Source organism: Nocardioides hungaricus (assembly GCF_054782915.1).
Genome location: NZ_BAAGRO010000047.1, coordinates 66,788 through 78,768 on the forward strand (window position 1 = coordinate 66,788; position 11,981 = coordinate 78,768).

At 71.3% G+C, this 11,981-nt stretch carries 10 protein-coding genes; 4 read left to right on the forward strand and 6 right to left on the reverse strand.

Going from position 1 to position 11,981, the window contains the following annotated elements:
- Positions 1-110: 110 nt before the first annotated feature.
- The gene (locus tag ACYVKX_RS17975) at positions 111-1,559 is read right to left on the reverse strand and encodes an ABC transporter substrate-binding protein (protein WP_460835044.1); all 1,449 of its coding nucleotides are present in this window, start codon (positions 1,557-1,559) and stop codon (positions 111-113) included.
- A 384-nt stretch (positions 1,560-1,943) separates the two neighbouring features.
- Between ACYVKX_RS17975 and ACYVKX_RS17980 the strand changes: the two genes are divergently transcribed.
- Together ACYVKX_RS17980 and ACYVKX_RS17985 are read left to right on the forward strand one after the other, a co-directional pair.
- Positions 1,944-2,450 (forward strand): SigE family RNA polymerase sigma factor, encoded by a 507-nt coding sequence (locus tag ACYVKX_RS17980; RefSeq protein WP_460835045.1) that lies wholly within the window; start codon positions 1,944-1,946, stop codon positions 2,448-2,450.
- Positions 2,447-3,112: a hypothetical protein gene (locus ACYVKX_RS17985; protein ID WP_460835046.1), complete on the forward strand. Its 666-nt coding sequence runs from the start codon at positions 2,447-2,449 to the stop codon at positions 3,110-3,112. The genes ACYVKX_RS17980 and ACYVKX_RS17985 overlap by 4 nt, the downstream gene beginning before the upstream one ends.
- A gap of 62 nt (positions 3,113-3,174) precedes the next feature.
- Here ACYVKX_RS17985 and ACYVKX_RS17990 read toward each other — a convergent pair whose 3' ends face one another.
- The 4 genes from ACYVKX_RS17990 to cysS all read right to left on the reverse strand — a co-directional run bounded on the left by ACYVKX_RS17990 (position 3,175) and on the right by cysS (position 8,681).
- A complete protein-coding gene (locus ACYVKX_RS17990; RefSeq protein WP_460835047.1) occupies positions 3,175-4,491 on the reverse strand; it encodes a S1 family peptidase in 1,317 nt (438 codons plus the stop codon).
- A 340-nt stretch (positions 4,492-4,831) separates the two neighbouring features.
- Complete coding sequence (locus tag ACYVKX_RS17995) at positions 4,832-6,334, reverse strand: metallophosphoesterase (protein WP_460835055.1); 1,503 nt, start codon at positions 6,332-6,334, stop codon at positions 4,832-4,834.
- Positions 6,335-6,336: 2 nt separating this feature from the next.
- Positions 6,337-7,287, reverse strand: coding sequence for a 23S rRNA (guanosine(2251)-2'-O)-methyltransferase RlmB (gene rlmB / locus ACYVKX_RS18000; RefSeq protein ID WP_460835048.1), 951 nt, complete (start codon positions 7,285-7,287; stop codon positions 6,337-6,339).
- Complete coding sequence (gene cysS, locus ACYVKX_RS18005; RefSeq protein ID WP_460835049.1) at positions 7,287-8,681, reverse strand: cysteine--tRNA ligase; 1,395 nt, start codon at positions 8,679-8,681, stop codon at positions 7,287-7,289. Before cysS ends, rlmB begins: the two co-directional genes overlap by 1 nt.
- 22 nt (positions 8,682-8,703) lie before the next feature.
- Here cysS and ACYVKX_RS18010 point away from each other — a divergent pair, with 22 nt between their 5' ends.
- Positions 8,704-9,858, forward strand: a complete 1,155-nt coding sequence (locus ACYVKX_RS18010; protein WP_460835051.1) for a peptidase C39 family protein — start codon at positions 8,704-8,706, stop codon at positions 9,856-9,858.
- A gap of 1 nt (position 9,859) precedes the next feature.
- Here ACYVKX_RS18010 and ACYVKX_RS18015 read toward each other — a convergent pair whose 3' ends face one another.
- A complete protein-coding gene (locus ACYVKX_RS18015) occupies positions 9,860-11,401 on the reverse strand; it encodes a molybdopterin-dependent oxidoreductase (RefSeq protein WP_460835052.1) in 1,542 nt (513 codons plus the stop codon).
- Between the two features lie 43 nt (positions 11,402-11,444).
- Here ACYVKX_RS18015 and ispF point away from each other — a divergent pair, with 43 nt between their 5' ends.
- Positions 11,445-11,921, forward strand: coding sequence for a 2-C-methyl-D-erythritol 2,4-cyclodiphosphate synthase (gene ispF, locus ACYVKX_RS18020; RefSeq protein ID WP_460835053.1), 477 nt, complete (start codon positions 11,445-11,447; stop codon positions 11,919-11,921).
- Positions 11,922-11,981: the final 60 nt, after the last annotated feature.

Below are 11,981 nucleotides of genomic sequence, written 5' to 3' on the forward strand. Positions count from 1 at the left end.
CGCGGTCGCCAGCGTCGTGAGCGGTCTACGCATCGGCTCGTCCCTCCGTCCACCCGGTCAACGACCGGGTGGAGGCGAGGTGACGCAGGTCACGGGCTGGTACGGACACCTCAGCTCCTGGTGGTGCCGCTGCAGGTGTACTTGGTGCCGCCGACCGGGACCCACTTGCCGGCCTTGAGCCGGATGAACCGCCAGCACTCGCCGGTGCGGCGCGGGCCGACGTGCTGCGGGGAGTGCATGCCGTTGGCCGTCCAGTTGTCGACCTTCGCGACGTCGGCGAGCAGGGTCTGCCGGCTGAGCCGGCCGCCGAGCGCGGTCGCGCGCTCGACGAACAGCCGCGCGGCCGACCACGAGAACAGCCCGAAGAAGCTGGGCTCCGCGCCCGGCCTCACCTGCTGGAGCCAGCTGACGTAGAGCTGGAGCTCCTTGTTGCCCGAGGCCTCCTCGAACGGCGTGAAGTTCACGAAGACCGTGGTGCCCTCGACCGCGTCGCCGCCGCTCTGCACGAAGTCGCGGTTGTACGCCGTCGGGTCGAGCATGAACACCTGCGGCTTGAAGCCCTGCTGCTGCATGGCCTGCGCCAGCCGGACGAACTGCGCGGTGGCGCCGATCATCTGGACGTACTCGATGCCCTTGTCCTTCATCTGCTGCACGTAGGGCGAGTAGTTGAACTCCGAGATGTCGATGCCCTGGACGTAGTCGAAGCTCATGCCGCGGTTCTCCATCGCGGCGGCCTGCGTCTTGGCGTTCTCGGCGGCGGCGCCCGCGTTGATGTAGAGCATCGCGGCACTGGCGGCGGCCTGGGGGTAGTTCTTCTTCACATAGTCGGGTACGGCGTTCTGGAACTCGGTCGCCACCGTCGACTGCGCGCCGTAGCAGGTGCTGCAGGCCTGGCGGTCGAAGGTCACCGACGCGGAGCGGAGGTCGGGAAGCCCGCACTTCTCGGCGGTGCTCGCGCCGCCGGAGTCGAACGCCGACATCGACCCGACCATCGCGAAGGTCTCCTCGCAGCCCTTGGTGTAGGCCTGCTGGTCGGCGGCGGCGTCGGTGCGGCTGTCGTAGGCCTTGAGCTCGAGCTTGCGGCCGCAGATGTCGCTGGTGGCGTTGAAGTAGGCGACGTAGGCGCGGACCGCGTCCCGGCTGGCCTCGAACAGCCCGGGGACCGGGCCGGAGATGTCGGAGGCGTTGCCGATCGCGATGGTCTGGTCGGTGATGCCGGTCTGGTTCTTGAAGCCGGCGCACGACCCGGCCTTCTGGCCGCCGGTCGCGGCGTTGTCGCCGGTGCCCTCGGTGCCGCTGTCGCCGCCACCGGTGGTGGTCGAGCCGCCCCCGGTGCTGCCGCCGGTCGCGCCGCCGGCGCCGGCGCCGGCGCCCGTGCCGGCGTCGGGGAGCGAGCCGTCCGGCGCCGTACTGCTGCCGTCGCCGGCGACCACCTCGCCGTTCGCCCCGACGGTCCCGCCGTTGGCCTGGGCCACGGTCTCGGGGTCGAGCCGGGAGCCGCAGGCGGCGAGGGTCAGGACCATCAGGACGCCCATCAGGACACACAGGGGCGCCGGCACGGCACGACGGAAGCGGAGCACGGCCCCTCCACGGATCTAGAACACGTATCAGTTCTGTTCAACGACCCGGGAGGCGAGAGGTGACGCAGGCCACGCCGTGCGCACCGGTCAGGAGTAACTGCGCGCGAGCGCGCCCAGCGATCCGACCGCGGCGACGAGTCCGAGTCTCGGCGGGGCGACGCCGGCGACGAAGACGGCGATGATCGCGCCGACACCGTCCCAGCAGTCACCGTGCTCGGCCGTGTCGCTGGCGGACCAATCAGCGCGTCGACCCGGGCTGTACTCAGCGACGACGTGCCGGGCCGCTCGCGGAATTCTGATACCGATGGAACCTGGCGCCGTCGTACCTACGTATTGAGGGTGCTGGCATATTCAGGAGGAGCGGTGGCAGATCGCCGAGAAGACTTCGTCGAGTTCGCGGAGGCGCGACGCGCGCAACTCCGTCGCTTTGCGTACTCGATGTGCGGGGACTGGCATCAGGCTGAGGACGTTGTGCAGATCGCTCTGTCCAAGCTCTACCAAGCATGGCCACGGGTTCATCGCTCGGGCCGCGAGGACGCCTACACCCGAAAGATCGTGGCGCGGGTCGCGGTCGACGAGAGTCGGCGACCTTGGCGTCGGGAAGTGTCGATGGACCTCGATGGCGATGACGACCGTGCGCCGACCAAGTTCGAGTCTCCTCACGACATCGTCGCTGCACTTCAGGCGTTGCCGCCGAGGCAGCGGCAGGTGGTGGTGCTGCGTCACTGGATGGATCTCTCGGTCGAGGAGACCGCAGAGACTCTCGGAATCCCGCAGGGAACCGTGAAAAGTCAGACGTCTCGAGCGTTGGCTCGGCTCAATCAGCTGTTGACCCACGCAGAACATGAAGTGAAGGGGGATCGGAGATGACGGGCGCTGAGATGCGAACCGACGTCTTTCGGGATCAGTTGGAGCGGGCATTCGACGGGGAGCCCTCGATGCCGCCCGCATCCTCCTACGAGCAGGCCGGACGCCGTCGAATGCGACGAACCCGATCGGCGATAGTTGCGGGATTCTCCATCGTGGCGGTAGCGGGCCCGATCGCGGCGGTAGCCATTGCCGATCGCATCGGCGAAGGTGAGTCTGTGCCTGTCGCCGCTGCCGACCCGAAGGTACCCGGTGACTGGCGTGCCGAGGCAGGCGCGGGTGTGACCTTCTTCGTACCACCCGAGTGGGTGGTCGGCGATCAGTCCCAGTGGTGTATCAGAGGTGTGGCCTCGCCACCGCCGCTGGTGTTCATCGCCGGCGAGATGGCCCAGACACAAGTAGCGTGCGCCTCGCCGGTCTATTGGTACGGCGCGACTCTGGCGCCGGCGGACTCCGAGGTGACTGAGATCTCGAGCATCTCGAGTGCAGTGGTGAAATATGAGCCGGCGCCTGGGGACAACCAGCCCGACTTCCCGGCTGGGGCATGGGTCACGCGAGTTGAGGCCCCGAACGGATGGATGCTCACCGTCGTCGCACCCGATCGGGAGACGGCGGAGACCATCGTCTCGTCCGTGCGTAGCTCAGCCGACGACGAGGACTGGTAGCTCCCACACGGCGAGGCCTCGCACTCCCTCATTGAAAGTTCGCGAGGCCCCGCTAGATGCGGTTAGCGTAGCTTCGGGCCTCCGCCCCAGGCCTGGATTGCCTCCTCCACGCCGGTGAAGACGAGCATGCAGCCGTAGCTCGGGACGGGGGCAGTCCCGGAGATGACCCCGATCGCGACAGCCCCGTTGGCCCCGTCCTTGCGGAACACTGGTCCACCCGAGTCTCCGCCCGACACGCAAACCGACTGGCCCTGCAGATAGGCAATGTCGACCTGCTTGAACGGGCCGCTGTCTGAATTGACGGTCGTGTTGAGGGTGCCGATGTTGAGTCCGCACAGCGCGCCGGAGGTAGTACCGAAACGGCAGACGTTGTCGTTCATCGCGGGGGCTTGTCGCGAGTTGACGTAGCGCCTGTCTGAGTACGTTGCCCAGATCATGTCCCCGATCCCTGTACCGGTCGAGCTGGTGTTGACGAGAGCAAGGTCCCCGTGGTCTCCGCCGTTGGTTTTTACCGTCCCGGTGGCGCCGCTTCCCAGGGTGCTGCGGCCGTTGAAGGTGCCGAATTGGGTGGAGGGCGTGTAGTTCGAGTTCGGGCCAACCAGTCGGTACATGCGATCGTAGATGGTGGTCCGCTTGTAGCAGTGTCCCGCGGTCAGGATGAAGTTCGTTCCACCCTCCGTGTACGGGAACCCTCCTGTGCATCGACCTCCAATCACGGTTCCTGTGGGTCCGGACCAGTAGCCAGTGCCATAGCGAGCGCCACCGGCGAGCGGAGCCGTGTCCTCGAGGGCGTCGACGGTCGTGATCATCTCCGTGAGTCCGGTCTGAACGCGGACCTCGCCGGGAAGCTTCGCAAGCTCTACGAGATCGGCGTCGGTAGGTTCCCCGATGATCGCGATCTCAAAGGTGTTCCCGTCGGGAGCCAGGCCCCACATGACAGCCTTCTCGATCAGCGGCGACTCCGCGAAAAAGCGATCCAGAACTTCCTGGCCTTCCGTGGAGCTGTACTCCGCCTCGACGATCTGAATGTCCTCGTCGGCGGCCAGTCTGCGAGCTGTGCCGGCCCATTGCTGCATCGCCTCAGCCGTTGCGCCAAGCATGATGGTTTCCGTCTCGGGGTCGTACCACGATCCCGAGTAGTCGGAGGGATTGAAGTCGGCCAGGCCTGCAACGCGGGCCGCTTCTGCGACCAACTCCTCCGGAATGGCATCGGCCGGATCCGGTGGGGTGAGCGGGGAGACAACCACGTTCGATGGTGGCGCCATCGCGGTTGAGCCGGCACCTTGAGCCTGTGCGGACGAGAATGCGATCACCGTTACGGTGGCGCAGATTGCCATCAGGATGGCGCCCGAACGCTTGTCGAGTCTGCGATGGTTCACGATTGACACCTCTCTGTCGCTGGATCGGTCGACGGAGATGGGTCTGTTGTCGGTACAGCTGACTGCTCCTGTTCAAGACGTGAACAATGCCCGAGATCTCCAGTTTTGGTGGAAGGCTGAGGGTCAGCCACCCGTTCCGTCAAGCGGTGGTGGGAGATCAGTCGATCGGCCTAGACAGATTCGGTGGGCGGACGTCGCTGATGCTCGCGAAGCCGAGAGTCCTGGCAACTCAGGAGGCGGCTCCGCCGGAGTGAGCGCGCTTCGCGCGCTTTGTTGCTCACCACGCGCCACGCGTCGAGGGTCGCAGTCGGGCCGCTCCCCCGTCGTGGGTAGTGGTTGCTCAGTCCGTCGCGAAGGCGAGCTCGACCCAGGGGCCGGTCTCGAAGGTGCCGTCGGTCTGGAGGGTGACCCACTGGATGCCGGCCGGCCTCCCGTCGGCGTAGGTCACCAGGCTGATGTCGGCGGGGCGGCGTGGCTTGCTGCCGAGCGCGATCGCGTACGCCGCGCCGCCGGCCGTCCCGGTCGTGTACCGGTACCCGATCTCGCCGTCGGGCCCGACGACCCGCCGCGGGGCGGAGCGCACGTGGTTGTGACCGCCGAGCACGAGGTCCACGCAGCCACGCTCGAGCGCGGTGCGGCCGAGGTTCGGGTCGTGGACCAGCATCGTGGTGAGCCGCGGCTCGGCCGCGCACGCGGCGTCGGCCAGCCGGCCCTCGACCTCGGCGAAGCTCAGGCCGGTCTCGTCGCGCCAGTTGCCGAGGCCGCTGGACCGCGGGTCGTCGACGCCGAGCAGGGTGGTGCCGCCGGGCCCGTCGACGACCTCCCCGTCGAGCATGGTCCAGCCGCGACCGGCGAGGTAGTCGCGCACGAACGGGCCGTTGTCGTGGTTGCCCGCGACCGCCCAGCGGTCGAGTCCGTCGAACGCCGCGGTGACCGAGTCGAGCGAGAACGCCTCCCACGTGTTGCCCGTCGAGGTGTCGTCGCCGCCGTCGAACACGGCGGTCGCGCCGGCGGCGTCGCCGATCGCCCGGGCGACCGGGTCCATCCCGATGTTGTCGTGCCGGTCGGACACGAGGACCACCACGGTCTCGCCCTCCTCCGGGGTCCGCAGCGGGAGGTCGGCGGCCCGCTCGGCCGCGTCGGCGTAGAACGCCTTGCTGGTGTCGTAGGTGTCGACCGCGCTCTCGACCAGGCGCCGGGTCTGGCTGGTGGTGACGTCGCCGCTGACCTGGACCACGTCGAGCTCGTCGGGCAGGGGCACGCCGGGCCCGAGGAACTCGCCGAGCGAGACCCACTCGCCCTCGTCGTCGCCCAGAGGCCCGCTCCGCCACGGCTGCCAGAGCGCGATCCCGAGAGCGGTGACGAGCACGACCGCGAGCAGTGCCTGCGGCAGCCGCACCCGGCCGCGCAGCTCGCGGCGCCGCCGGGCGCCGACCAGCAGCCAGATCCCGACCGGCACCAGGCCGATCACCGCGCCGCGGAGCGCGGCATCCACGAGCATGCCCCGCACCGCCTCGGCGACCAGGTTGACCTGGCTCTCGGGCTGGCTGGCGAGCACGGCGTAGCGCTGCGCGAGCTCGGCGGTCGAGCCGACCTCGGTCTTGCCGAGCTGGATCTCGACGCCGACGGCGCTGCCGGTGTCGACGCGCACGTCGGGCAGCACCGGCCCGGTGCGCAGCACCGCCCAGCCGCTGAGGTCGGGCCGCACCTCGGCCTCGTGGCTGGCCAGCACGATGGTCCGGCTGCCGGTGAGGAACAGCAGCAGCCCCGCCACGAGCGCGCAGGCCAGCCAGGTCCCGGCCAGGGCCAGGACCTGCGCCGTACGCCGCCGCGTCACTCGCACGGTCAACGGCGCGTGCGCGCCTCGGCGATCGCGTAGAGGGCGACCGAGGCCGCGACGCCGGCGTTCAGCGACTCGAGCCGGTTCGCCATGGGGATCGAGACGAGCTGGTCGCAGGTCTCGCCGACCAGCCGGCTCAGGCCGTCGCCCTCCGCCCCGACGACGAGCACGAGCGGGCCGCCGGCCAGGTCGAGGTCGGGCAGGCGGACGTCGCCGTCGGCGGCCAGGCCGACCACCATGCAGCCGGCGTCCTGGTAGGCCTTGAGCTGCCGGGTCAGGTTGACGGTCTGGGCGACCGGGATGCGGGCGGCGGCGCCGGCGCTGGTCTTCCAGGCGGCCGCGGTCATGCCGGCGGCCCGGCGCTCGGGGATCACGACCCCGTGGGCGCCGAACCCGGCGGCGCTGCGGATGATCGCCCCGAGGTTGCGCGGGTCGGTGACGTGGTCGAGCGCGACGATCAGCGGCTGCTCGGCGTTGGCCGCGGCGGCGTCGAGCAGGTCGTCGGCGTGGGCGTACTCGTAGGCCGGGACGCGCGCGGCCAGGCCCTGGTGGACGATGCCGCCGGTCATCCGGTCCATCTCGCTCCTGGTGACCTCCAGCAGCCTGATGCCGCGGTCGGCCGCGAGCTGGAACGCCTCGCGCAGCCGGCCGTCGCGCTCCGCGCCCTCGGCGACGTAGAGGGCGTTGACCGGCACGCCCTCGCGCAGCGACTCGACGACGGAGTTGCGCCCGGCGATCCACTCGGCGTCGCCGGTCGCCTTCCGCCTGGGCTTGCGCGCGGCCTCCCGCTCGGCGCGCTTCGCGGCCTGGTGGGCCCGGTGGTACGGGCGGTCCTTGGCCTTCGGCGTCGGCCCCTTGCCCTCCAGCCCGCGGCGCACCCGGCCGCCCGACCCCGCGGTCGGGTTGCCCTTGCTGCTCTTGCGGATCGCGCCCTTGCGCTGTGAGTTGCCGGCCATCAGTCAAGACTCCACTTGTAGTCGCGATCGGGGCCGTCCTGGACGCTGATCCCGGCGTTCTTCAGCTCGTCGCGTATCGCGTCGGCACGGGTGAAGTCGCGCGCCTCGCGCGCGTCACGTCGCTCGTCCATCCGAGCCCTGATGAGCATGCCGAGGGCCCCCATCGCCCTAGCCTCGCCGCGCGACGAGACGCCCCAGGCCGGGTCGTCCGGGTCGAGCCCGAGCACGTCGAGCATGGCCAGCACCTGCGCGGCGTACGGCGCGGGGTCGTCGCCCCTCTTGAGCGCGGTGTTGCCCTCGCGCACGGCGTCGAAGAGCACCGCCAGCGCGGCCGGGGTACCGAGGTCGTCGTTCATCGCGTCGACGAACGCCTCCGGCAGCTCGCCGCGCTCGACCCTCCCCGCGCGCTCGAGGAAGCCCTCGATCCGGCGGAGGCCGGCTGCGGCCTCGTCCAGCGCCTCGAAGGAGAACTCGACGTGGCTGCGGTAGTGCGCGGCGACGAGGTAGTAGCGCAGCTCGATGCCGCGGTAGCGCTGCAGCACGGCCGGGATCGTCAGCGAGTTGCCGAGCGACTTGCTCATCTTCTCGCCGGCGGTGGTGATCCAGGCGTTGTGCATCCAGTACGACGCGAACGGCCGGCCGGCCGCGCGCGACTGGGCCTGCTCGTTCTCGTGGTGCGGGAAGCGCAGGTCGACGCCGCCGCCGTGGATGTCGAAGGCGGGGCCGAGGTACTTGCCGGCCATCGCCGAGCACTCGATGTGCCACCCGGGACGGCCCGGGCCCCAGGGGCTCGGCCACGCCGCGGTCTCCGGCTCCGTCTCCTTTTTCCACCCCTTCCAGAGCGCGAAGTCGCGCGGGTCGCGCTTCCCGCGCGGATCGGCGTCCGCGGCCGCCTCCATGTCGTCGATGCGCTGGTGGGTGAGCTCGCCGTACCGCGGCCAGGAGCGGACGTCGAAGTAGACGTCGCCCGAGCCGTCCTCGGCGGCGTACGCGTGATCCTTGGCGATCAGCTCGCCGATCAGCTCGATCATCTCGGGCACATGGCCGGTGGCGGCGGGCTCGTAGGTCGGCGGCGCGACGTTGAGGGCGTCGTAGGCCCGGTCCAGCTCGCGCCTCATCCGGTAGGCCAGCTCGTACCAGCGCAGGCCCTGGTCGGCGGACTTCGCGAGGATCTTGTCGTCGATGTCGGTCACGTTGCGGATGAAGGTCACGTCGTAGCCGAGGTGGCGCAGCCAGCGCTGGAGCACGTCGAAGCTCACGCCCGAGCGGACGTGGCCGACGTGCGGCTCCGACTGCACGGTGAGGCCGCAGACGTAGAGGCCCGCCCTCCCCTCCTCGAGGGGCACGAAGTCGCGGACTTCGCGGGTCGCGGTGTCGTACAGCCGGAAGGTCACCCGACGAGTCTAGGGTTTGCGGGTGCGCCGCCTGACATCCGCGATCCTCGCCGCGACCCTGCTCACCACGGTCTTCGCGGCCGCGCCGGCCGAGGCGACGCCCGCGCGGCAGATCGCCTTCACCCGGTGGGAGTCCCCGGCCGGGCTCGAGGGGCTGCCCGCCGGCGTCGCCCGGCGCGCCTGGACCTCGCCGTGGGTCGAGCCCGGCTTCGCGCTCACCGAGCTGGTGGCGTCGTGGTCGGCGCGGACGCCCGGCGACAGCCGGGTGCGCGTCGAGGTCCGCGGCCGGACCGGCGCGACGACCTCGACCTGGGACACGCTGGCGATCTGGGCCGCGGGCGACCGGTACGTCCGGCGTACGACGGTCTCCGGGCAGTCCGACGACCTCGGCTCGGTCAACGTCGACACCTGGGTGGCGCCGGACGGCGTCACGTCCTACCAGCTCCGGGTCACGATGATCCGCCGCGCCGGCCAGCGGGCGTCGCCGCGTGTGGACCTGGTCGGCGCGATGGCGTCGCGGCTCCCGGACGTCGGGCGGGTGGCGGCCTCGAAGCCGGGCGTCGCGCGCGGGATCGTGCTGCCGGGCGTGCCGCGCTACTCCCAGATGGTCCACCGCGGCCACTTCCCGGAGTACGGCGGCGGCGGGCGCGCCTGGTGCTCGCCGACGGCGACGTCGATGGTGCTGGGCTACTACGACGCGCTGCCGAGGCCGCGGACCTACCGCTGGGTCCCGCAGGGCTCGGTCGACCCCTGGGTCGAGCAGGCGGCGCGGCAGACCTACGACTACGAGTACGACGGCACCGGCAACTGGCCCTTCAACACCGCCTACGCCAGCACGCTGACCGACACGGCGTTCGTGACCCGGCTGCGCTCGCTGCGCGAGGCGGAGCGGTTCATCAAGGCGGGCATCCCCGTGATCGCGTCGGTCGCGTTCGGTGCCGGCGAGCTGACCGGCTCCCCGATCTCGTCGACCAACGGCCACCTGATCGTGATCGTCGGCTTCACCGAGTCCGGCGACGTCGTGGTCAACGACTCGGCCGCCGCACGGCGCGGCGGCGTGCGGCGCACCTACGACCGCGGCGAGTTCGAGAACGCCTGGATCCCCGCCTCCGGCGGCACGGTCTACATCATCGCCGACGACGCGCGCCCGCTGCCGAGGTCGCCCGGCAGCTGGTGAGTCAGCCCTCGTCGTCCGGGGCGTCGACCGTGAACGTCACCGTGTGCCACCCGGTCGCACCGTCGGGCACCGGGTCCTGTTCCTCGCCGGTCTGCACGACGCCGGTGCTGTCGACGGCGCGCACCCGCGCCTCGTGGTCGCCGGGCTCGAGGGCGACGATCGTCGCCCACTGCACCCAGGTGTCGACGTTCGGGACCCGGGCCAGCCGGGCCGGCCGCCAGTCGCCTGCGTCGACGCTGACCTCGACCGCCGAGATCCCGGTGTGCTGCGCCCAGGCGACGCCGGCGATCTGCGTGCCGTCGGCGACGTCGATGCGCGAGGCGATCTTCACCGGGCCGAGCTCGGACCAGCCGCGCTCGGTCCAGTAGGCCTCGATGTCGGCGAACCTCGTCACCTTCAGGTCGACGACCCACTTGCACGCGGAGACGTAGCCGTAGAGGCCGGGGACGATCGTGCGCACCGGGAAGCCGTGCTCGATCGGCAGCGGGCGGCCGTTCATCGCGACCGCGAGCATCGCGTTGCGGTCGTCGGTCAGCGCGGTGAGCGGGGTGCCGCAGGTCCAGCCGTCCTCGGAGGTCTGGAGCACGGCGTCCGCTCCCGCCCGGACGCCGGCGGCCGCGAGCAGGTCGGCGACGCGCACGCCGCTCCACCAGGCGTTGCCGATCAGGTCGCCGCCCACCTCGTTCGAGACGCAGTTGAGCGTGATCCAGGCTTCGCTGAGCTCGCGGCCGACCAGGTCCTGGTAGGTCAGCACGAGCTCGCGCTCGACCATGCCGTGGATGCGCAGCTGCCAGTTCGCCGGCTCGACCGCGGGCACGGTGAATGCGGTGTCGATCCGGTAGAACGCGTCGTTCGGGGTCATCCACGGCGCGACGTCCGGTACGTCGACCAGCACGCCCCTGGGCACCTTCGGCGGCGTGACGCCCGGCAGCCGCACGAGCCGGCGGGCCTCCTCGACCCGGCGGCGACTGGTGCTGACCACCCGGCCGACCACCCCGAGGGTGGCGCCGGCCGCGCCGATCAGGCCCACCCGGATCAGGAACGTGCGCCGGGTGTGGTCGGGGTGTGCCGGGTGCGCCTCGTCGACGGTCTCCTCGGCGGCGACCGCCTTCTCGTGGCGTCCCAGCGGCTCGGTCAACAGGGACAGGCAGACCAGCCAGGTCGCGAACCCCAGCGCCAGCGGCAGCGCGTCCAGCGCGGTCTGCCCGCGCTGGGCCACGACCGCGACGCCGCCGACCGCGACCAGCACCGCGAACACGATCGTCGGCGCCCACCAGCTCCGCCGCGCCAGCCGGCCGGCCCACGCGAACAGCACGCCCAGCACCACCAGGATCCCGACGACCAGCGCCGGCTTGTCCCGGTAGCCGAGCAGCTCGATGGCGCGCTCGGCCACGGGGCCGGGCGTCAGCCGGACCACCAGCTCGGCCACCGCGGCCACGGGGTCGGCGCGGACGGCCATCAGCTGGGCGCCGCAGTAGCTCGCGGCGACGCCGGCGAACCCGGCGACCAGGCCGGCCACCGACCACGCGCGAGGGCTGCTCACGATCCCATCTTGGCCCACCACGTCTTCAGGGATGATGTGCCGTGTGGAAGGCACTCCCCGGATCGGCATCGGCACCGACGTGCACCGGTACGCCGACGGCGTACCGATGCACCTGGCGGGCCTGCACTGGCCCGACGAGCCGCGGGGCCTCGCGGGCCACTCCGACGCGGACGTCGCCGCACACGCCGCCTGCGACGCGCTGCTCTCGGCGGCCGGCCTGGGCGACCTCGGGTCGAACTTCGGCACCTCCGCCCCGGAGTGGGCCGGCGCGTCGGGCGCGGCGCTGCTGGCCGAGACCGCGGCGCGGGTCCGCGCCGCCGGCCACGAGATCGGCAACGTCGCCGTCCAGGTGATCGGCGACCGCCCGAGGCTCGGGCCGCGCCGCGCCGAGGCCGAGGCCGCCCTGACCGCGGCCGTCGGCGCCCCGGTCGCCGTCTCCGCGACGACGACCGACGGCCTGGGCCTCACCGGTCGCGGCGAGGGCGTCGCCGCGATCGCCACCGCGATCGTCTTCCAGTGAGGCTCCGCCTCTGACCGCCGAGGATCGGGCTGGCCTGGGTGGGTTGCTGCGGCGCATCCT

Excerpts from the sequence above, each read along its gene's own strand:
- ACYVKX_RS17985 (WP_460835046.1), top strand. The coding sequence starts at position 2,447 with ATGACGGGCGCTGAGATGCGAACCGACGTCTTTCGGGATCAGTTGGAG.
- rlmB (WP_460835048.1), bottom strand. The coding sequence starts at position 7,287 with ATGGCCGGCAACTCACAGCGCAAGGGCGCGATCCGCAAGAGCAGCAAG.